We start from the raw sequence: 21,788 nt of genomic DNA, 5'->3' as shown, positions 1-21,788 counted from the left end.
TGATACGTTGCTGACAAGCGGTTTTTCCATTTGTGTGACACACTATATTGTATTAATCAGTACTGCGTGATATTATATAATCCAATACTAATTATTGTTCAGTAGTGTATATAAATTAACTAAGAAAATGAGGCGATGTTCTTTGGATATCAATATCCAATTCAAGAAAGGCGCCTTGGAACTTTGCGTGCTGGTGCTTATTCATGAACGGGACCGTTATGGGTATGAATTAGCCCAATCTGTATCTGAACATATCGAAGTTGCAGAGGGAGCTCTCTATCCATTGCTAAGAAGACTAGTCGTTGAGGGCTATTGTACTACTTACTTACAGGAATCTACGGGTGGTCCCCCGCGTAAATATTACAGACTGACATCTGCAGGAGAAATTCATATGAAAATGTTGGTGATCGAATGGAAACAATTCGTCAAAAGTGTGTCGACTTTGATCGAGAAAGGAACGCAACATTCATGAACAAAAGTCAATTTTTAGGCCTTCTACATTCCCATTTATCCGTTCTTCCACCTGAAGAATGCAATGAGCTTATGGAAGACTATGAAGCCCATTTTGCTTTTGCCCTTCAGAATGGTAGAACTGAAGAAGAGGTTATTCTCGAATTAGGCCACCCTGAGGAATTAGCGAGAGAAGCCCTTGGTAATCGATTCATTCCCAAAGAACCCGTCTATTGGTTTGGGGGACAAGAGGCACCCACTCCCGTGCGGCCACAAGTACCAGAGGTATCACTTCGTAATGGTTTTATGAAATCTATGGTCTATACTGGACTCTTTTTTGTAGATATCATCGTTGTCCCCTCGCTACTTGCGCTGTGGTCATTTTGGATATGCTTTCCAATCGTCGCCTTTGTTGGTATTATTAGTCCAGTACTATTGGGTCTAGATTATTTGACTGACGGGGTGTTTTACCCGGCTAAGGGATATGCTGTAATCGCACTTGTAGGTATCGGAATCTTGTTCACTATCGCCTCAAAAAGTACATTTAAGGTATTCAAGGATATGAGCCTAGCTTTTAAAGCATGGCATACACGGACAGTGAAGGGGGCTCTACGACATGAATAAAAGAAATTGGTCATTCCTTGCCGTCATCTTCATCGTGCTCGGTTTCGCGGGCATGGCTTATCAAGGATTCAAGTTTGGGGATGATCTCCCTTCCTACAATCACAAATGGGTATTTGACGAGCGAGAACTCAAATCACTAATTGTAGATAGTGACTACAACATCGATATGACGTTCATTGATAGTCCCGATGGCACGGATTACATTGAAATAAGCGGTGCAATGGAGCAGGAAACCATCGATAAACTGCAAGAAACAAAACTTTCTGAAGGCACATTAAACCTGCAATTAAAGGAAAATTTCCACATAAGTTTTCTTTCTATAAACTTTCAGTCATCCAAGCAGAATATAACCGTTGCGCTTGCCAAAGGAGAATCCTTGGATTCTATTGTGGCAGATCTAAGATCTAATAATGGATACTTTACAAACCTAAATGGTCAAAATATTGAGCTTAAGACTTCCTCCGGTAATATTCATGCGAGTTCGATCACTGGGCAAGAGATAAAATTGAAGGGTTCCTCTGGTGATATTAAAGCTACTCAAATCAAGGGTAATACCACCGCCTCGGTCACTTCAGGCAATATTAGAATAGACGATGTTACGGGTTCACTCAGTACCCATACTACATCAGGCAATATAACAGTCGATCAAGTTCAGGGGTTTGTCGATGCATCAGGGACCTCCGGCAACATCAAGTTTAGCAATTTCACCGGAGACGGAAAATTCAAATTGACTTCCGGTAACATCAAGATATCCGATCAACGATCCGATTCTCTAGATATTTCCATAAGTTCGGGCAATGTCTCGCTGTCCAAGGATCCAGAGTTCCAAGGCTTCTATGACCTCAAGACCACTTCAGGTAATATTAAAGCGCCTGAATCTCCTAGAGTAACGGATGATGTGATCAAAATCCGCGCCACTTCAGGTAATATTAAGATTAGTAATTAATCATCTGAATAATCAAAGAGGCTGAACTTGGTAGTGTGCTCTACCCTGGTTCAGCCTCTTTCTATATCTATTCCTCTGTAATGATACATCCGATTACCTTGCGGTTGAACGATCCAGTCGCTTCTCTAATCGATTCTGCAACGTCGATAAGACGGTGCTGAACAATAGATAGATGAGCGCAGCTTCAGAATATACTAGCAACGGCTCATAGGTTGTTGACGTGATTTGCTGGGCCTTACGAAACATCTCTGTATAAGTCACCATTGCCGCAAGTGAAGTATCCTTCACAAGACTGATAAATGAATTACCGAGGGAAGGCACTGCCACACGTGCAGCTTGAGGTAAAATGATAAACCGCATCGTCTTCATGCGTGTCATACCTAAAGAATAAGCAGACTCCCATTGCCCTTGATCAATAGACAAAATTGCAGCTCGAATAATTTCCGATCCGTAAGCCCCCACACTAAGCGTAAAACCGATAACCGCTGCCGGAAAAGGGCCTAACGTAACACCAACGGCCGGAAGACCATAGAAAATAATAAACAATTGCACAAGTAACGGGGTTCCCCTAATGATCCAAACATAGAAGCGTGCGATCAAGCGTAGTACCCTCCAGCCTGAAAGACGGGCAATTGCAGTAAGTATAGCTAGTGTTAACCCCAATACAAACGAAATAAGCGTCAATGGAATAGTAAAAGCCACCCCGGCTTTTAACAAGGGTAGCAAAGAATCGATAAAAATTTGTAGTTTTCGATCATCCATATTATTTTGATACATCCTCACCAAAGTATTTCTTGGATATTTCAAGATAAACGCCATCGCTCTTTATATCTGCAAGTGCTTGGTTAATGGCTCCAACTAATTCCGTATTGCCCTTTTTAAATAATGCTCCACTCTTTGCAGCATCAGGTAACTCATCGACCACCTTTAAGGCCACATCCGGCTTCTGCTTCTTCAAGTCGAGGTAAGACAAGTTATCATTCACAGTAGCATCAATTCGTTTGGAGAGTAACAAGTCGATCGCTTGGCTAAATCCCTCCGTTGCAACGATCTCCGCTCCATTCTCTTTGGCAATATCCGTTAAGTTGCTGGTGAGGGATTGCCCTGCCTTCTTCCCTTTCAAATCGGCAAACTTAGTGATATTCGTATTATCTGTAGGAACGATCAGTACTGCCCGGGAAACGATATATGGATCGGAGAAATCGTACTTCTCTTTCCGATCATCACGAATCATCACTTCGTTAAATACCGCATCAAACCGATTCGCATCCAGTCCCGCAAATATTCCATCCCATTGTGTCTCAATAAATTCAGGTTCTACACCAAGACGTTTAGCTACTTCTCGAGCAATTTCAATATCAAAACCGGTCAACTTTCCATCCGTATCGTGGTACGTAAACGGCGCATAGGTTCCTTCTGTTCCGATTCGAAGTTTGCCACTCGCTTTAACTGCTTCTAGAGAATTACTCTTTGTGTTATCTGGCTGAACCCCAGAGCCCTCATTTGCAGCTTTGTTGTTATTCTCGTTGCTTACGCAAGCGGCAAGTAATGTAGTCAGAACTATTGTTAGTAGCAGTAATGTTATTTTCTTCATCTTTATCAAATCCCCAATCTACTTTAATTTGGCTTGATTTATATATCTGAACCGCATATACTTTTAATATCTTTATTAAGAGGAGGTGGGTAGAGTGGATCGCAAATATGCATGGAATCGTGTTAGCCAGTTGCCGATGGCAATTTTTGGCATCGTTCATGATTTATCCTGTGATGGGATAAGTATGTCCATTTTCACTAACTCGATATCCAAACAAAATTGCGAAATGCCGCTCCTACCTTAACCTCACGGACGTAGTTCTCTGTGTGTAAGAAGGCTGCAGATTTCCTGCAGTCTTTTTTTGTTGTTTTAGGTGACTTTCGGTGCAGCGGCATAGGCCGAAGGAGAAATGAAATCATGATGATTCAATGTCAAAATATTCAGAAATATTACGGTGCCGAACTGGTACTGAGCGATATATCGTTCGAAATAAAAAAAGGTGAAAAGGTCGGACTCATCGGACGAAATGGTACCGGAAAGACCACACTGATGCGATTGCTCATGGGGAGTGAAAGTCCTGACCAGGGCTTACTTGCGATCTCTAAAGATGCCCGGATTGGCGCCTTGGCACAAATCCCTAATTACAGCGATCAAGCAACTGTCTACAGTGTTTTACAATCGGCCTTTAAGAACTTGCTCGATGCTAAAGATCAGATGCAACAACTTGAAGCAGAGATGTCTGCTGGCTCTACTAGCAGTGGGGAGTTGCTGCTGGAATCCATGCTTAAACAGTACGGTCGTCTGCAAGAAGTCTTCGAACGGGGTGGCGGTTATGAAATCGAATCTACCATTGAACGAGTCACAAGCGGGTTAAGCATTCCTTCTAGCCAATATGAACGTCCTTTCTCCTCCCTATCTGGTGGTGAGAAGACCAAAGTTGGACTCGCTGTGATCCTGTTGCAGAACCCGGACATCTTGCTACTGGATGAACCCACAAATCACTTGGACATGGCAGCAATCCAATGGTTGGAGTCCTTCCTACATCAATTCGAGGGTACTGTAGTGGTCATTTCACATGACCGTTATTTTCTAGATACCGTTGCCGGGAAGATCATTGAAATCGAGGACGGCGAGGCTTTCACCTATTACTGTAATTACAGTTCCTATAAGGTAGAGAAAGAACAAAAACTACTTCTACAGTTCGCCGATTATCAGGAACAGCAAAAGAAGATCAAGAAGATGCAGGACACGATAAAGCAGCTTATAGATTGGGGTAATCGTTCCAATCCACCCAATCCGGGCTTTCATCGACGGGCTGCATCGATGCAGAAGGCACTGGATCGAATGGTCAAGTTGAAGCGACCTATTCTGGAGCGTAGAGCTATTGACCTTCAGCTTCAGCAGAGTGACCGATCAGGGAAGGATGCCCTTGTACTTGCAGACGTTGGGAAATCCATAAGTGAACGACGGTTATACAGCGATGTAAATGTTAAGCTACGTTACGGTGAAATGGCCGTATTGATTGGTGCCAACGGAACAGGGAAAACCACTTTGCTCAAAAGTATTATTGGGATGGATTCCCCAGACGAAGGTGAGATCAAGCTTGGCTCCCGGGTAGAGTTCGGTTATCTGGCCCAGGAATCAGCACCTTCTGATCATGAAGAGACGGTACTGCAATATTTTCGCAAGGAAATTGGAATGGAGACTGGAGAGGCACGTAATCAACTTGCGCGGTTTCTCTTCTATGGTGCCGATGTCTTTAAGAAGGTCCGTAGCCTTTCCGGTGGTGAATGGACACGGTTAAGGCTGGCTATTTTAATGCACCAGCAACCTAATTTATTGCTATTCGACGAACCAACGAACCACTTGGATATCGATTCCAGGGAGGCACTTGAAGAAGCGCTTGAGGATTATCCAGGCTCATTACTGGCTATTTCTCATGATCGTTACTTCATCAATAAAATTGCAGGACAGATATGGTCGCTTGAGAACGGACAAATGAATGTGTACTTAGGTAATTATGATAGCTATCAGGCTGAACTGGTTAAGAAACACTATGTGAGTACGCCCTCTACTAACGATACGGTTAAAATAATTAAAGACAATTCGAGGAATATCTCTTCCAAGCAGATCAATCCGGCTTCACTCGAGAAACTAGAGCGAGATATCGGGGAAGTGGAGCTATCGATTGCCACGATTGATGTCACTATGACTCAACCAGAGGTCGTCTTTGATGCACAGCAATTAAGTCTGTTACAAGCTCAGCGGGATGAAGCTCAACAGGTGCTGGATGAATTGACAGAAAAATATTTTCAAATGTTGGAAAATGATGTAACATTGTAAGCTCTGAAAACGTTGAAAATAACGTGGCTGTTTCAAAACTTTTTCGCTAAGACGAACAAACAGGTAATAATTAGGGATATTTTGGATGAGTATATACTATGAGCTAAAAAAGAACGGAGTTGAGCTAATTGTTCTCACTGTCAGATGTACGTCGACCCGCCAAGATAGCGTTGCTTGGGATGATAGCCTTTGTAGGGATAGTCTCTTGCATTATCGTCCTTGTCTATAACGACTATTTTCTACTGGGAGATCCGATCAAACCAAATAATGACGATGTTAAATATATTCAAACGTCTCGCCTCCTCTTGAATGAGGGGGTGCTGGCGTATAATACAAAGGACAAACCTTCCGCATTTATTATGCCTGGACTACCGTTTATCTTATCGGGATTTATGGCTGTGTTTGGGCAAGATCAAGGCGGGGTGATCGCCTTTCGTATATTCCAATGCCTTCAGCAGGCTCTCTGTATTTATTTAATCTTCTGGATTGGTAGGCGTATCTTTAATACGCGAGTCGCTCTGATTGCCTGTGCAATAAGTGCATTATATCTTCCCGATTATTTCTCTTCGGGGGTCATCTTATCAGAGACGACATTCCGGACTTTGATCTTGTTGCTTGTCTGTGTAACGATCTTAGCCATAGAACGCAATAAAACTGTCTGGTACCTGCTGATTGGTATCCTGACCGCTGCAGCAGCCTACCTTAAGCCCCATGCATCGCTCTATCCCGCCGTATTCCTCGTGTTATGGTGGAAATGGAAGATTCCTTGGAGAGTCATGCTGAAATATACCCTATTGATGGCTGCCGTTTATATCGTGTTACTAACACCTTGGTGGATTCGTAACTGGGTTACATTTCACGAGTTCATTCTGTTCACCAACTCTGGGGGAAGCCCCTTTTTACTTGGCACTCGAATTTATGGACAGCTTCCACCCGCTGGTTTCTTTGAGGCTTATCCGCAATATGAACCGGAGACCTTGTTTCAAGGGTCGGATAGCACTGCCATTCAGAAGGGACTGGATATCATATCCTATGGATTCCGTCACGAACCACTGAAATATGCCTATTGGTTCACTATCGGAAGATGGGTAGAACTCTATTTCCATCCTTTCTACTCACGACCGATATGGCCTGTATCGAGACCACTTATGAATGTGCTGCAAATTGTACTTATGTTAATCAATATGGCTGGTATCGTGTGGGCTCTTTTGAAACATAACTTTACACGGCTGCTTCCGCTTCTTCTGGCATTAGGTTACTTCACGGTTATCTATTTGCCTTTCGTCGCATTTAATCGCTATGGTTATCCAAACATGGTCCTGTTGATATTGTTTGGTTCGTATTTTATTGACCAAGTAGTTACTATCTTCAGCAAAAATCGCCCTGACCGCTTAGAAGGAAGGAGGACAACTACTTCATGAAGACTCTAGTTATTATCCCCGCATATAATGAGGAAGGCAGTATCGCCTCTGTCATTCGGGATATTCATAGGTTCGCGCCGTCTGTTGACATTGTCGTCATTAACGACGGCTCTACTGATCGCACAAAGCAACGTGCGACAGAAGCTGGCGCAAAGGTACTTACACTCCCCTATAATGTCGGCATTGGCGGTGGTATGCAAACTGGCTATATCTACGCTAAGCAACATGGCTATGAAATTGCTATCCAAATGGATGCTGACGGACAACACCTCGCCAGTGAACTGCCGAAGCTAATTGCTCAGACCGAGCAATATGATCTAGTGATCGGATCAAGGTACGTAGAAAATACATCGTACCGTTCTTCTCTTCTGAGACGAGTCGGGATGGTCTTTTTCTCAAACTTGGTTACCCTGGTTACCGGGCAACGCTTCACAGACACGACCAGTGGCTTTCGCGCCGCAGGACCTAGGGTGATCGACTTATATGCTAAATACTACCCCATGGACTACCCAGAAGTAGAAGCGCTCATTTATCTCAAGCGTAAGGGTTGCCGGATTACCGAGGTAGCTACAGAAATGCGAAATCGCGAAACCGGAAAGTCATCAATAACCCCAATCAAATCCGTGTATTATATGGTGAAGGTGACATTATCCGTCCTCATGAGTGCAATCCGTTATGATAGAGCGGCGGTGTCTAAATAAAATGGCTATTTATGTTCTATCGGTCTCACTTGCATTCGCCTTTTTACTAATCGTTCTAGAGCTCGTACGAAGACAGAAGCTAAAGGAACAGTATTCGTTGCTCTGGATTCTATTCAGTGTGACACTACTTATTATTTCTTTTAATGTATCCTTTATCGAATGGATCGCAGACAAACTCGGTGTGAAATACGCTCCCGCCATTCTGTTCCTATTTGGACTTCTATTCAGCTTCGCATTGATACTTCACCTGACGATTGTGATCACCAGACTGACAAGCCAAGTATTACGTCTGGCTCAAGAAGTAACTATTCTGAAGGAGCGGGAGGTCCCTCATGGACAAAATGATTAGCTATCTGCTCTTACTAGGGAATATTCTGTTGCTCGTGACCGGTCAAGTCCTATTCAAGATCGGGCTGGGACGATCCGGTGGACTCCATTGGGACAAACTCATAACGTCTCCTGCAATCATTGGTGGCTTGATGCTCTACGGGATCGCTACCCTGCTCTGGTTCGCAGTTCTGACACGACTACCGCTTAGCATTGCCTATCCAATGCAAGCTTTTGCTTATGTTCTCTCCATGATTCCCGCTTACTTTTTATTCGGGGAAGACATTACAGCGACCAAAATAGCAGGTGTCGCCGTCATCCTGTGCGGTGTATATCTACTTGCCAGATAATCTTTAGCATTCTAATTGTTCATAACAAAGGGCGCCCCTATTCGGGAGCGCCCTTTGTTATTTCTATCGATTGTTTAGGTATTAGTGTTATCCTACCTCTAGATCAAAACCACCCTTGGAGAATTGGCTATTGTATAGATCAGCATAGAAGCCGCCTTGCTCTAACAATTCTTCGTGAGTTCCCTTCTCAATAACAGAACCGTGGTTCATCACGAGGATAAGATCGGCATCCTTGATTGTTGACAACCTATGGGCAATAACGAAGCTAGTTCTGCCCTTCATCAGTTCATTCATCGCCTTCTGGATGAAGACCTCTGTACGTGTATCAACACTGCTTGTCGCTTCGTCCAGGATGAGAATAGCTGGATCAGCAAGAATAGCACGTGCGATCGTTAGAAGCTGTTTCTGACCTTGGGATATATTCGATGCTTCTTCGTTCAGAATCGTGTCATAACCCATAGGAAGGGTACGGATAAAGTGATCCGCATGCGCCATTTTAGCCGCCCGTACGACATCTGCTTCTGTTGCGCCCTCTCGGCCATAAGCTATGTTATCACGGATCGTACCGTTAAACAGCCACGTATCCTGCAATACCATTCCAAACAAACTCCGTAAATCTCCACGTTTCATATGAGCGATGTTCACGCCATCGACAGTGATCGCCCCATCATTTACTTCATAGAAACGCATTAATAGATTGATCAATGTTGTCTTACCAGCTCCAGTTGGACCTACAATCGCGATCGTTTGACCTTGGGAAGCCGTGATATTCATATCTTCGATTAGCATATTCTTACTGTCATATCCAAATTTCACATGTTCGAAAGCTACGTTGCCATGTGGATTCTCCAAAACAATGGGATTTGTCTTTTCTGCCACTTCTTCCTCTTCGTCAAGAATTTCGAAGACACGTTCAGCCGAAGCTACCGTTGATTGAATGACGTTCGCAATATTTGCTGTCTGAGTAATTGGCATCGTGAATTGTCTGGAATATTGAATAAACGCTTGAATATCCCCGACGGTTATTCTTCCCTTGGTTACGAGGATACCCCCAACAACCGCGACAAGTACATAACCGATATTACCAATGAAGCTCATGATAGGCATAATGACACCGGAAATAAATTGCGCTTTCCAACCGGCTTCATATAGACGGTCATTAATTTCATCGAATTGCTCCAGCGATTTGCGTTCACGTCCAAACGCCTTAATCACCTTATGCCCCGTGTACATTTCTTCTACATGTCCGTTAAGTTGACCCAGTTCCTTCTGCTGTCTAATAAATTGCTTCTGTGAACGCTTAGCGATCGATGTGATCGCAATGACGCTAAGAGGCAACGTCAGTATTGCAATTAATGTCATCAGTGGACTAATGGTCAACATCATGACAATTACGCCGATGATAGTCAGAACAGCGGTAATAAGTTGAGTCATACTTTGCTGCAGTGTTGAGCTAATATTGTCGACATCATTGGTTACCCGGCTTAGAATTTCCCCGTGTGTCCGTGCGTCAAAATATTTCAGAGGTAGGCGTGATAACTTGTCATTTACATCTCGACGTAAATCGTAAACTGTCTTCTGGGCCACGCTAGCCATAATATACTGTTGGAAATAACTGAATAGCGCGCTGAGCAAATATAGTCCAAGCAAGATCATAATAATTTGCCATACGTACTGGAAGTCAATCTCCGCTCCAGGAATCCCCTTCATTTTCCCGATAATGCCTTCGAACAATTTCGTAGTTGCCTTACCCATAACTTTAGGACTCACAATGCTAAATATCGTACTCAGAACTGCCATAAGCAATACGGCAGATAATTGCAACTTATGGGGACGCAAATATTGAATCAAACGTTTTAACGTACCCTTGAAGTCTTTGGCCTTCTCAACAGGTCTTGACATACCACCTGCTGGACCACCTGGGCCTCCATGTCCGCCGCCTGGTCCGTGACCGCCTTTGCCCATGTTCCCACTCTTATTTTGCTGGCTCATGCGATCTCCTCCTCTGAAAGCTGCGAATACACGATTTCTCTATACACGTCGCAGGTCTCCATCAGTTCTTGGTGATTGCCAATACCCGCAACTTGACTCTCATTCATTACGATGATGCGGTCAGCATCCATTACGGTACTAACCCGTTGAGCAACAATAATAACCGTAGATTCCATGGTTTCTTGCTTCAATGCAGCACGAAGCTTAGAGTCGGTCTTGAAGTCAAGCGCTGAGAAGCTATCATCAAATATATAAACTTCCGCTTGTCGTACCAAAGCACGTGCGATCGATAGACGCTGTTTCTGTCCACCAGAGACATTAGAACCACCTTGGGCGATCACAGATTGGAAGCCTTCTTCCATTTCGGCGATAAAATCAGATGCCTGCGCGATTTGAGCAGCGTGTTGCACTTCTTCATCGGTTGCATCTTCTTTACCGTAACGAATATTCTCGTTAATTGTACCTGTGAACAACACAGCTTTCTGCGGAACAAGACCAATCTTCTTACGCAGCTCCTCCTGTGACATATCACGAACATCAACGCCATCCACTAACACGCGGCCACTATCGACTTCATAGAATCTTGGAATAAGACTAATGAGGGTAGATTTACCTGACCCCGTTCCGCCAATAATTGCCGTCACTTCACCCGGCTTAGCGCTGAAAGAAATATCTTGTATCGCAGGTTGCTCTGCGCCAGGGTAACTAAAGGTCACATTATCAAACTCAACATAACCTTTCATGCCAGAAGTCCCCTTCAGAACCTCAGCATCCTTAATAACTGGTTCCATATCCAGCACTTCGTTGATCCGAATAGCTGAAGCTGATGCACGAGGAATAAGTACAAACATCATGGACACCATCACGAGTGAGAACATAATCTGCATAGCATATTGTAGAAATGCCATGAGATCGCCGACAGCCATATGCCCACCATCAATGCGTATTCCACCGAACCAGATAATGGCTACAGAAGAGAAGTTCATAACAAGCATCATAATCGGCATCATTAGCGCCATAATTTTGTTTACTTTGATCGATGTATCGGTCAAGTCGAAGTTTGCCACCTCGAACCGTTTCTTCTCATGGTCAATTCTGTTAAATGAACGAATAACACGGATCCCGGTTAATCCTTCACGCATAACAAGGTTTAGCTTATCAATCTTTGATTGAATCGCTTTGAAGTATGGAAGTCCTTTTCTAGCAATAAGGAAGATCGCCAGAGCAAGCACAGGGATAACCACAATAAATACCAGAGATAAGGTTGCATCTTTGGATACTGCCATGATGATCCCCCCAATGCATAACATCGGAGCCATAATCATCATTCGCAGAATCATAATAAGTACTTGCTGCATTTGAGTAATATCATTTGTTGTACGTGTTATCAACGAAGCCGTTCCAACCTTGTCAAACTCCTCAAGAGAGAAATTCTCCACGTGGTTGAATACCTTACCACGCATTAATTTACCAAACCCAGATGCTGCCTTCGAGGAGAAATAACTCGCTCCAATGGAGCAGGCCATTCCGCCCAGTGCTACAAGGAGCATGAACGAACCAATCTTCCAAATATAAGTTGTATCACCTTTCACAACCCCTGTGTCAATAATATCTGACATCAGCGTCGGTAAATACAACTCAGAAAGTGACTGGAAGAATACCAGCACTAGCACCGCAATGACCAGTAAACGGTATGGTTTTAAATTTCGGAAAAGCTTTATCATTTCCCATCATCTCCACTTTCTCTTAATCAAACGTTGCGCTCTTCTTTCTGTCTCTCTAAGATATATTGGTGCACTTGTTCCAATAGCTCTGCGAGTTGAGCGCTTTTCTCTTCTCCTAAAAAATTATAAATACCTTGAAATCTCTCCTTCAAAGACCCAATGGCCTTGCGGATGAACTCTTCACCTGTTTCAGTCAATTGAACACGTACGACTCTCCGGTCTTCTTGATCGTTAAGACGCAATACTAGACCATTTGACTCAAGGTTTTTAATTAAGGGAGTTATCGTAGGTGAAGTAACACCCATCAAGGAACTTAGTGTAGATATGGTAACGCCTCTAGGATCAGTACGAAGACCCTGCTTAATAAAAAATAACACTCTAACCTCACTAAGTTTACAATTCCCGTGGGGCTGGGGCATTTTATGCCACTCTACCCGTCGTAAGCTGTTGAATGCGTCCAGCAGTCTCTGGGCTTTTAGATCGTCGCCCATGATCACAATTTTCATTCCTCCTTATTTATTTATACAGTTTAATAATTAGTAAACCTATTTATTCGTAAGGCTAATTATAAAAGCCTAAATATCCAAAGTCAACCGCCTCAAGACTGAGTAAAAATGGTTTAAAAAAACCTGGCGGAAGTTCCGTCAGGTCTTCATTAGGTACTACTAGATGTATGCGCATCCACTTTGTTTCCATGCGGTTACACAAACTACAACTATAGGATGGTCATCTTCCCGGGGGTTACTTTGCTTAATTAATTCCATTCGGTAAAAATGGGAAAACATCTCCGTGAAGCTGAGTCAAACTTTTAAATGCATATCCTTGGCGGCGAGCCTCATCGATTATTGACCCCAATGCCTCCGTATTGTCCTTGGAAACAGAATGAAGTAGAAGAACTGCACCTGGATGCAACTGAGAGACCACTTTTTGATAAGCATAAGAAGAGCCCTTCTGCTCCTTCGGATCCCAGTCCTTATAAGCCGCTGACCAAAAAACATTCGTATAACCCAGCTCTTTCGTGTACCGAAGCGTTCTTTCATTGAAAATACCCCGAGGCGGGCGAAGATAAGTCATTTCAGAATTACCCGTTAAAGCAGCAACCCCCTGCTTGACTGACTCTAGTTCCTGTTTGATCTTAGCATCCGATATCGTTGTCATATCAGGGTGGCTCCAAGAATGATTACCAATTAGATGGCCTTCTGCCGCCATTCGTTTGACCAGTTCCGGTTGATCCTTCACATAGTGCCCCGTTACAAAAAAGATAGCTGGCACCTTTTTCTGCTTAAGTGTATCTAGAATCGAAGCAGTATACCCATTCTCATACCCGTTATCGAACGTCAGGAACAACTCTTTACGGGTCGTATCTCCCAGAAAAATGGCACCGTGTTTATCAACAATTGGTTTGAACCCCTCTTCATTAATGGAAGGAAGCTTTCCGTCTACACTTCTCTTGAAGCCAAAATGATAAGCGCCATCGGCTGCGGAAACTACGTTGTCTCCAGCCAATGGAACAAGGCTAAAGAGAAAACAGGCCATCACCGCCGAAATCAAGGCACATTTCATACTGCATTCTCCCCTTAAAATCTTATAGTGTTCGTACTCTGCTTACTTTCTGCCTCTTTGGCTAGTAATATACATAAAACCGCCACGATTTCCCGTGGCGGCTAAATAAGAAGAATTAAACTTTATGATTTATTTTGCTTGCCCAATTCGCTGTGCCGATGACCGTATAAGAAATAAACAGCTAATCCAAGGGCCATCCAAATAAGGAATGCAATCCAGTCCGGCATGCTCAGCTGCTGCAACTCCAGTAAGCACAAAAATCCCGGTTCCGACGACACATCCAACGCCAAGCATGGTTAGATCAAATACGCCAAGTTCTTTTTTTAAAGTTCCTGCTCCTGAGTTACTTTTCTCCTGTAGCATAGAGGAAATTGTTTTCCTTCTAATAAAAGCTCATCTAAGATGTCCCCTAATTATTTTTTTCGAATGACGCACATTTCCTGCTAGTCTCCGATTTTCACAGTATAAAAATATACCTTATCTCAAATTGCATTTGAAGTACTAAATTCACCTAGCCCTTGTCGGACAACACATTCTCAGCAAATCGAATCCATTCTCTCGTCGCAAATGACAAGTACCTATCATCTCGCCAGATAATACCAAGCTCCCACGGAATTACGGGTTCAACTAAAGGAATGATCCGCACATGCTCCTCGTCAATTTCGCGACAGATGGTCTCAGGTAACAATGTAATACCTAGGCCTACGGCTACCATTTGGCTGATTAGATCCCATTGTGAGCTTTCATAGATCACATGCGGTTGAAAGCCGAGCTTGACACATTCTGCAATAATTCGATCATGGAGCGTAAAGTCTTCCCGGAACAGGACAAAAGGATCCTCGGATAACTCAGACAACTTAGCTTCCCTATTTACCGCAAGGCGATGCGTAGGATGAACAACTAAATTGAGCTTCTCCTCCACAAAAGGAATATTACTTAAGCCCTCCTGCCCCGTAGGTAATACAGCAACGCCCACATCAAGCAATCCATTGGCGACGTCTAATTCGACTTTCTTCGCCCCATCTTCAAATAATTGTATTTTGATGTCCGGATAACGATTGTGAAACTGTCCGATCACCTTGGGGAAGAAGCTAGCTCCTACCATAGGAGGAAGGCCAATACGGATGTGACCCTGTTTCAGATTTCGTAAGTCATCCAATTCGGCATTGAGGTTATGAAAAGAAGTTACAATCTGTTGTGCCTGATTCACAATAATTTGTCCTGCGTCCGTTAGCTGTATTCGCTTGCCACTTCGTTCAAACAATACAACCCCGAGCTCTTCCTCCATGCCTTTGATCGTTTTGCTAATTGTAGGTTGAGTAATATAGAGAGCATCCGCAGCCTTGGTAAAACTTTTGAGCCTGGCTACTTCAATCAGATATTGCAATTGACGAATATCCATTAGAAATCTCCTCTGCATTATCTATAGATAAATGGAATGTTATATATTCAGTATATTCATTTTACTCATGAAAACAATTGCTGTATTGTTTTCATTACAGACATTACAAGGAAGTGAAGCAACATGAATACAGTAAAGATTATAAGTAAGGGCGTTTTCCAAGTTGCAATTCTTTTCTTTGTATCCATAGCTATGAACAAATTATCTACTCTACTCCATTTACCGATCCCCGGATCGATTCTTGGCATCATTGTATTATTCACATTACTAAAAACAAAAATGATCAAGCTAGCCTGGGTCGAGCAAGGAGCCAACTGGCTATTAGCCGAGTTGCTACTCTTCTTCATCCCTTCCGCTGTTGGCGTTATGAAATATATACCGATGCTAGAGACCGACGGAGTACGAATCCTGATCGTTGTCATTTCTAGTACCTTGGTCGTTATGATATCCTCAGGCCTTATCGCCGTTAGGATTTCAAAAAGAAAGGATAGTAAGGCCCTATGATAACCGGAATGTTATATCTCATCTTCACACTTGCTATATACTTCGTTTCCAAACAACTATATAAAATTCGGCCGAGAGTTTACTTGTCACCACTACTGATTACTCCACTTTTCTTAATTATTGTTCTCATGTGGAACCAAATCCCATACGAGACTTATAACCAAGGTGGAAAATGGCTCAGTGCGATGCTGCAACCTGCAACGATTGCCTTTGCTATACCGCTCTACAAATATTATGACGTATTGAAGAAACACGCTGTCGTCATTCTGGTCAGCGTATTATCAGGCTCCATAGTGGCTATGTTCTCTTCCGCATTCATTGCAGAATGGATGCATCTTGACTCTACACTGGTCAGCAGCCTAATCCCACGTTCTGTAACGACACCTATCGCCATGAATGTATCACAGACCATCGGTGGTGTTCCAAATATCACTGCTGTTTTCGTCATCATTACAGGTCTACTAGGAACTGTAATTGGTCCAATGGTTATGAAATTATTTCGTATCGAGAATGAAGTTGCTCGTGGTGTACTATTTGGAACAAGTGCACACGGGACGGGAACATCAAAGGCTTTTGAGCTAAGTTCATTAACCGGAACAATTTCCAGCATTTCGATGATTTTGGCCGCCTTATTCACCTTAGGCGTGGCTCCCATGCTGATTACAGTATTAATAAAGTAAGACTAACAACATGGTTCCTCTTAATTCAAATAGTTTTCTCCGTATGGACCCTGCCTGAAAAGGCAGGGTCATTTTTTTATAAATACGACAAGAAAAAGCCCCGAGTTAGTCGGGGCTTTAAACAGCTTACATTAATCTGTGATTGTAACTGGATTACCGCTCAACGCTGATTCCAGGGCAGCGCAGGTAACCCTTTGCGTCTTCACCGCATCGACATAATCAGACAGTATTTGCGAGGTATCCCCCGTCCGTAAGGCGTGAATAAACGCTTCTGTTTCGGATACATATGGATTATTCCCACTTGTAAATGCCGTTCGAACCCCTTCTTCGATCACTTCAAGCCGATCCTGATTCCAATCCAGGATGCCTCCGTCTGTGTACAGACTCAATCCAGACTTACCTACACCACCAGGAAGAATACACGTATTCGAAATGTTAGCCACAGCACCACTCTTCAGCTTCAAAGTTACCGTACCAACATCAGGTACATTGACGTTCTCATATTTACTTTGAACGACACGATTGCCATACGCCGCATACACTTCTGCAACCTCACCAACCGTATATCGAAGCAAGTCGACGATATGCGTCGTCTGTTCGATAAACTGACCACCTGATCCTTCTTGTCTTCTCCACCAAGCTACACCAGGCATATCCCCCATCCAAGTACCGAGTGCCATACCGATCGTACGCCCCTGTAACAATTCCCTTAATAGTTGGATGGACTCTTTATATCTAAAATGATAACCGACGGAATTAATGAGTGGTTTCTGGTTCAATTGATCCAGAATGCCAACTGGAATATCCAAATTCATCCCAAGTGGCTTCTCTACAAAGAACGGAATCCCCCTCGTGATCAATTCCGCTTCGATCTCACCATGCGACATAGGCGGTACACAAATGTAGACAGCATCCAGCTTCTGCGCATCTAGCATCTCAGTCAGCACTGTATAACTCTTGGCTCCAGGATAAGCAGAGGCCATGTTCTGAGCTTTCTCGATGCTTGTCCCACATATCGCTGCAACCTGTACATCTTCCATCCCAGCTAGAATATCTCCATGAACCTTACTAAACCAGCCTGTACCAATAATACCGATGTTCAAGGACATTATCGTATTCCTCCTAAACGTATTGAAGTTATGTATCATAGAATATGCACCAAGCAAAACTTACTTCGTAAGCATCAAGCTTAGTTCTTAATACTTATCGTAGCGCTTACGAAATTAATTCACAAGAGCACTTCCCACTAGAAAGCTTCCGACTTTCAATAGAACTTACACCTACTTTGGGACTATTCCGCCTGCATACAAAAAAAGTGAACAGCCATGTACCACGCGCTGGTCACTTTTTTACGATGTTCATCATCTATCATTATGCCCAGGGAACCTGCATTTCAGGGACATAATTGTTCGCATAATAACAACTATGCTTGTCCGCTTTGCATCTTTTCTTAATTCGTGTAGATTCATTTACAATTTCCTCTTCACTCTCAAACTGTCTCCATTCATTCGTAACGACGGCGATTGAAATACCGACCAACGGAATTTTCTCCATTTCACCCGCTCGGTTCTCAGTCAACACATACTTCTGCCGCAAATGGATGTCACTATAAAACGATCCAATCATATCGTCAAAATGCTCGATGATCGACTGACTAAGTTGACGATAATCGTGATGGTTCACGATAGCAACGAAGTCATCGCCCCCAATATGCCCGACGAAGCTATCTGGCTGATAAATAAACCCTTTGAGGATTGTAGCCGTAGCCTGAATCAACTTGTCCCCTGCGCTAAAACCATATATATCGTTATAAGCCTTGAAATTGTCCAAATCAATGTAGAGCATACTAAACTGCTCCCACTCTAGAACCTGCTTCAACTTTTCCCTAATCGATAGATTACCGGGAAGCCCTGTAAGTGGATTTAGAAAAGTGGCGATTTGCGTCTGGATCTCTGCAAAATTTAATAGCAGATTACGAATACTAACAACACCATAAAACTCATCGTTTCTCGTTACGATCACATAATCATACAGTTCCTCTTCCGGTCTGTTCATCGCGAGTTTGCTCACCTCAGTAATAGAATGTCCATATTCAACAACAAGCGGCTCTTGCTTCATGATCAAATCGATCGGTCTGCCCATATATATGTTGTAACCATAAAGTGTACCCATTGTCTGATAAAATCGGGCTCTCATCACCAAGGATAATTGACTACCTTCTTTTCGAATGACAACAACCCCTTGTAACTGAGGGTTTTCTTTGAAGATTTGATTCACATGTTCACATTTTGTATCTTGAGGCACATGCGGAATTAACTCTGCAATCTCCCCGATCTGTGAAATCATTCAGATCCCTCCCCCTATGCTACAACCATAGCTCATAAATACTAACCCTATGTTAAAGCAATATTAATTTTTTGAACAAACCAAGTCTTTTTTTCTCCAAAATTTTCAAGTATAACCTTACATCGTTCGTAAAGTTCATCTCAAATAGTCATCAAGTTCATCTAAATAAAGATTTGTTTATATCTTACATAAACATTACAATTAGAGTTAGAGAAATCGTGAAAAATAGAACAAACTCATATGGAAGGTGGAGTCAATATCATGGCAATTACGCAAGAGTCAAAACCAACCCTTGATACTGCAAAACAATATGTTAACGAGGTATACGAAACGGTTAAGAAACGCAATCCTGGTGAGAGCGAATTCCACCAAGCAGTAAAGGAAATTCTTGATTCCCTCGTACCTGTATTTGCAAAAAATCCGAAGTATCAAAACAATGCCATCTTAGAAAGAATTGTTGAGCCAGAGCGTTTGATTACTTTCCGAGTGCCTTGGGTTGATGATCAAGGTAACGTTCAAGTAAACCGTGGCTTCCGCGTACAATTCAACAGCGCTATCGGACCATACAAAGGTGGCCTACGTTTCCACCCATCTGTTAATGCCAGCATTATCAAATTCCTTGGTTTCGAGCAAATCTTCAAGAACTCCCTTACAGGTCAACCTATTGGTGGCGGTAAAGGTGGATCTGACTTTGATCCAAAGGGTAAATCCGATAATGAAGTTATGAAGTTTACACAAAGCTTCATGACTGAGCTGTCCAAATACATCGGTCCTGATACAGACGTACCAGCTGGTGACATCGGTGTAGGCGCAAGAGAAATCGGCTACATGTTCGGTCAATACAAACGTCTTCGCGGTGGTAATGAAGCGGGCGTACTAACAGGTAAAGGCTTAACTTACGGCGGAAGTCTGACACGTACTGAAGCTACAGGCTACGGTCTGGTCTACTTCACACAAGAAATGCTTAAAACAAAAGGCGAAAGCTTCGAGGGTAAAACGGTTGTTGTCTCCGGTTCCGGTAATGTATCGATCTATGCGATTGAAAAAGCACAACAACTTGGTGCTACCATCGTTGCATGTAGCGATTCCAACGGATACATCTATGATAAAGATGGTATCAACCTTGAAACAGTTAAGACATTAAAAGAAGTAGATAGAAAACGGATCAAAGAATATGTAAATAATCATCCGTCAGCGCAATACTTTGAAGGCTGCGAGAACATCTGGACTATCCCTTGTGATATCGCATTGCCATGCGCAACACAAAATGAAATTAACGAAGAATCCGCTAAGATTCTAGTAGCCAATGGCGTGAAATACGTTGCTGAAGGTGCTAACATGCCTTCCACTTTAGAAGCTATTGAAGTGTACCTGAATAATGGAGTATACTTCGGACCTGCCAAAGCTGCAAACGCTGGTGGAGTTGCTGTATCCGCATTGGAAATGGCACAAAATAGTGCAAGACTTGCTTGGACCTTCGAAGAAGTAGATTCTAAACTAGTCCAAATCATGCAGAACATCTACAACAACTCAGTGAATGCAGCTGAAGAATATGGTCACGCTGGAAATCTCGTTGTTGGTTCCAACATCGCTGGCTTCTTGAAAGTTGCCGACACAATGATTGCTCACGGAGTTGTGTAAGCTGGGCTGAATCCACTAGGAATATAATATAAGGAGCTATCCCACGAGTAGTTATCTACTAGAGGGATAGCTCCTTCTTATTTAAGCAAAGAGTTTACTTATGACATAACCAAGCTTAATTTTTACTCCAAATCGCTATTTGGTAAGCCGAACATCGGCGATATGTCTTTCAAGAACTCGTAGAACAGCTTCTCCGTTGGAGGAAGTTCGCGGCTCAAAGGAATAATCACACCTACATCGCGGGAGACCTGTGGTTCAGTAATAGGAATGCTCACAATGGATGATGGTATGTACTCACTTATAGCAATTTCCGGTAACACCGTCAGTCCAAGACCCGCAGCAACCAAACCTTTGATTGCATCCAGATCATCACCTTCAAACGTTACCTTCGGATGGAAGCCTAGGTTGGCACAAGCCTTCACGACCAGCTCCCTTAATACAAACCCTTCAGGGAACAACACAAACAAATCATCCTTTAAGTCATTTAGCGATACGGAAGATTGTTTGGCAAGTTTATGACTAGAAGGCATTAGCGCCATAAATTTCTCTCGAAATAGCACCTCGCTTTTCACCTGGGAATCATGATGTGGCACTGGCCCCATAATCGCCAAGTTCATGTCGCCTTTAACAACCCATTCAATAAGCTCTTTATAAGAACCATGCTGCAATTGAAAATGAACCGCTGGATAACGATCACGAAAAGCAGAAACGACGCTTGGGATCATATGAGCCGCTAAGCTACTTGGAAAACCGATACGAACTGTACCCCGTTCAGGATCCAGAAATTCACTGATCTCTTGTTGGGCATTCTCCATTACTTTCATTAAATGTTCCATATGCGACAGAAATAATCGACCAATCGGTGTCAACTTCACTTTACGCCCTTCGTGAATGAACAAATCTACACCAAGCTCTGACTCCAGTTTAAAAATCTGTCTACTAACAGCCGACTGTGATACATGTAAGACATAAGAGGCCTCTGTCACATGCTCCAGCTTCGCCACTTCAATAAAATATTGAATCTGCCTCAGTTCCAACTTGTCACCTCCTCCTCTTACCATACCTGATCTTGCTGCTATTCATGTAGCTGATAATGAACAAGATGCTAATTTTATTGTAAATACTTCCACGTCATGTAATATTATTATTCCCCATTATATAGGCTAAACAGCCGGAAGAGAAGCCACTTTAGCGGAACTACAAAAAAACACTTATAACTCCACTCTAGTGGCGCTACAAG

23 protein-coding genes are annotated in these 21,788 nt (G+C 43.0%); 12 read left to right on the top strand and 11 right to left on the bottom strand.

Annotated elements, in window-relative coordinates; genetic code table 11:
- Window positions 1-142 precede the first annotated feature (142 nt).
- From IEW05_RS18450 to IEW05_RS18440, 3 genes are read left to right on the top strand one after another with little or no spacing between them, the layout of a single operon-like run.
- Complete coding sequence (locus IEW05_RS18450) at window positions 143-472, top strand: PadR family transcriptional regulator (RefSeq protein WP_188541312.1); 330 nt, start codon at window positions 143-145, stop codon at window positions 470-472.
- Window positions 469-1,074 (top strand): HAAS signaling domain-containing protein, encoded by a 606-nt coding sequence (locus IEW05_RS18445; RefSeq protein WP_188541311.1) that lies wholly within the window; start codon window positions 469-471, stop codon window positions 1,072-1,074. Before IEW05_RS18450 ends, IEW05_RS18445 begins: the two co-directional genes overlap by 4 nt.
- Window positions 1,067-2,020, top strand: coding sequence for a DUF4097 family beta strand repeat-containing protein (locus IEW05_RS18440; RefSeq protein WP_188541310.1), 954 nt, complete (start codon window positions 1,067-1,069; stop codon window positions 2,018-2,020). The genes IEW05_RS18445 and IEW05_RS18440 overlap by 8 nt, the downstream gene beginning before the upstream one ends.
- Window positions 2,021-2,113: 93 nt before the next feature.
- Here the strand turns inward: IEW05_RS18440 and IEW05_RS18435 are convergent, their stop codons facing one another.
- Together IEW05_RS18435 and IEW05_RS18430 are read right to left on the bottom strand one after the other, a co-directional pair.
- Complete coding sequence (locus tag IEW05_RS18435) at window positions 2,114-2,782, bottom strand: amino acid ABC transporter permease (RefSeq protein WP_188541309.1); 669 nt, start codon at window positions 2,780-2,782, stop codon at window positions 2,114-2,116.
- A gap of 1 nt (window position 2,783) precedes the next feature.
- A complete protein-coding gene (locus IEW05_RS18430) occupies window positions 2,784-3,614 on the bottom strand; it encodes an amino acid ABC transporter substrate-binding protein (RefSeq protein ID WP_188541308.1) in 831 nt (276 codons plus the stop codon).
- A 94-nt stretch (window positions 3,615-3,708) separates the two neighbouring features.
- On the opposite strand from IEW05_RS18430, the gene IEW05_RS18425 reads away from it, so the two are divergent.
- The 6 genes from IEW05_RS18425 (at window position 3,709) to IEW05_RS18400 (ending at window position 8,696) form a co-directional block, all read left to right on the top strand.
- Entirely contained in the window at window positions 3,709-3,858 is a 150-nt protein-coding gene (locus IEW05_RS18425; RefSeq protein WP_188541307.1) for an RAxF-45 family protein, read from the top strand.
- 113 nt (window positions 3,859-3,971) lie between these two features.
- Window positions 3,972-5,897, top strand: a complete 1,926-nt coding sequence (abc-f, locus tag IEW05_RS18420; RefSeq protein WP_188541306.1) for a ribosomal protection-like ABC-F family protein — start codon at window positions 3,972-3,974, stop codon at window positions 5,895-5,897.
- Window positions 5,898-6,025: 128 nt separating this feature from the next.
- Window positions 6,026-7,318 (top strand): ArnT family glycosyltransferase, encoded by a 1,293-nt coding sequence (locus IEW05_RS18415; RefSeq protein WP_188541305.1) that lies wholly within the window; start codon window positions 6,026-6,028, stop codon window positions 7,316-7,318.
- On the top strand, window positions 7,315-8,019 hold the full coding sequence (locus IEW05_RS18410) for a glycosyltransferase family 2 protein (protein ID WP_188541304.1): 705 nt from the start codon (window positions 7,315-7,317) through the stop codon (window positions 8,017-8,019). The genes IEW05_RS18415 and IEW05_RS18410 overlap by 4 nt, the downstream gene beginning before the upstream one ends.
- Before the next feature lies 1 nt (window position 8,020).
- Window positions 8,021-8,368 carry a DUF2304 domain-containing protein gene (locus tag IEW05_RS18405; protein ID WP_188541303.1) on the top strand — a complete coding sequence of 116 codons (348 nt, stop codon included), beginning with the start codon at window positions 8,021-8,023 and terminating at the stop codon, window positions 8,366-8,368.
- Window positions 8,352-8,696, top strand: coding sequence for an EamA family transporter (locus IEW05_RS18400; protein ID WP_188541302.1), 345 nt, complete (start codon window positions 8,352-8,354; stop codon window positions 8,694-8,696). Before IEW05_RS18405 ends, IEW05_RS18400 begins: the two co-directional genes overlap by 17 nt.
- Window positions 8,697-8,783: 87 nt before the next feature.
- On the opposite strand, the gene IEW05_RS18395 is transcribed toward IEW05_RS18400, so the two are convergent.
- From IEW05_RS18395 to cidR, 6 genes are all read right to left on the bottom strand, one after another.
- Entirely contained in the window at window positions 8,784-10,688 is a 1,905-nt protein-coding gene (locus IEW05_RS18395; protein ID WP_188541301.1) for an ABC transporter ATP-binding protein, read from the bottom strand.
- A complete protein-coding gene (locus tag IEW05_RS18390) occupies window positions 10,685-12,412 on the bottom strand; it encodes an ABC transporter ATP-binding protein (protein WP_188541300.1) in 1,728 nt (575 codons plus the stop codon). Before IEW05_RS18390 ends, IEW05_RS18395 begins: the two co-directional genes overlap by 4 nt.
- 26 nt (window positions 12,413-12,438) lie before the next feature.
- Window positions 12,439-12,918 (bottom strand): MarR family winged helix-turn-helix transcriptional regulator, encoded by a 480-nt coding sequence (locus IEW05_RS18385; protein WP_229753505.1) that lies wholly within the window; start codon window positions 12,916-12,918, stop codon window positions 12,439-12,441.
- Window positions 12,919-13,162: 244 nt separating this feature from the next.
- Complete coding sequence (pdaA, locus tag IEW05_RS18380) at window positions 13,163-13,975, bottom strand: delta-lactam-biosynthetic de-N-acetylase (protein ID WP_188541299.1); 813 nt, start codon at window positions 13,973-13,975, stop codon at window positions 13,163-13,165.
- 122 nt (window positions 13,976-14,097) lie between these two features.
- Window positions 14,098-14,172, bottom strand: coding sequence for a hypothetical protein (locus tag IEW05_RS26130; RefSeq protein ID WP_373285847.1), 75 nt, complete (start codon window positions 14,170-14,172; stop codon window positions 14,098-14,100).
- Window positions 14,173-14,486: 314 nt separating this feature from the next.
- Window positions 14,487-15,377, bottom strand: a complete 891-nt coding sequence (gene cidR / locus IEW05_RS18365) for a cidABC operon transcriptional activator CidR (RefSeq protein WP_188541297.1) — start codon at window positions 15,375-15,377, stop codon at window positions 14,487-14,489.
- A 123-nt stretch (window positions 15,378-15,500) separates the two neighbouring features.
- Between cidR and IEW05_RS18360 the strand changes: the two genes are divergently transcribed.
- Window positions 15,501-15,881 carry a CidA/LrgA family protein gene (locus tag IEW05_RS18360; protein WP_188541296.1) on the top strand — a complete coding sequence of 127 codons (381 nt, stop codon included), beginning with the start codon at window positions 15,501-15,503 and terminating at the stop codon, window positions 15,879-15,881.
- Window positions 15,878-16,561 (top strand): CidB/LrgB family autolysis modulator, encoded by a 684-nt coding sequence (locus IEW05_RS18355; RefSeq protein ID WP_229753503.1) that lies wholly within the window; start codon window positions 15,878-15,880, stop codon window positions 16,559-16,561. Before IEW05_RS18360 ends, IEW05_RS18355 begins: the two co-directional genes overlap by 4 nt.
- Window positions 16,562-16,692: 131 nt before the next feature.
- Here IEW05_RS18355 and IEW05_RS18350 read toward each other — a convergent pair whose 3' ends face one another.
- Both IEW05_RS18350 and IEW05_RS18345 read right to left on the bottom strand, forming a co-directional pair.
- Window positions 16,693-17,670 carry a Gfo/Idh/MocA family protein gene (locus IEW05_RS18350; protein ID WP_188541295.1) on the bottom strand — a complete coding sequence of 326 codons (978 nt, stop codon included), beginning with the start codon at window positions 17,668-17,670 and terminating at the stop codon, window positions 16,693-16,695.
- Between the two features lie 262 nt (window positions 17,671-17,932).
- The gene (locus tag IEW05_RS18345) at window positions 17,933-18,907 is read right to left on the bottom strand and encodes a GGDEF domain-containing protein (protein WP_188541294.1); all 975 of its coding nucleotides are present in this window, start codon (window positions 18,905-18,907) and stop codon (window positions 17,933-17,935) included.
- Window positions 18,908-19,168: 261 nt separating this feature from the next.
- On the opposite strand from IEW05_RS18345, the gene gdhA reads away from it, so the two are divergent.
- Complete coding sequence (gene gdhA / locus IEW05_RS18340) at window positions 19,169-20,548, top strand: NADP-specific glutamate dehydrogenase (RefSeq protein ID WP_188541293.1); 1,380 nt, start codon at window positions 19,169-19,171, stop codon at window positions 20,546-20,548.
- A gap of 122 nt (window positions 20,549-20,670) precedes the next feature.
- Here gdhA and gltC read toward each other — a convergent pair whose 3' ends face one another.
- Window positions 20,671-21,585, bottom strand: a complete 915-nt coding sequence (gene gltC, locus IEW05_RS18335) for a glutamate biosynthesis transcriptional regulator GltC (protein ID WP_188541292.1) — start codon at window positions 21,583-21,585, stop codon at window positions 20,671-20,673.
- Between the last annotated feature and the right edge of the window lie 203 nt (window positions 21,586-21,788).

The organism is Paenibacillus segetis, from assembly GCF_014639155.1.
Classification (GTDB): domain Bacteria; phylum Bacillota; class Bacilli; order Paenibacillales; family Paenibacillaceae; genus Fontibacillus; species Fontibacillus segetis.
Note: the sequence above shows the minus strand (reverse complement) of the source record. Positions and strands in the feature narration are given on the sequence as shown.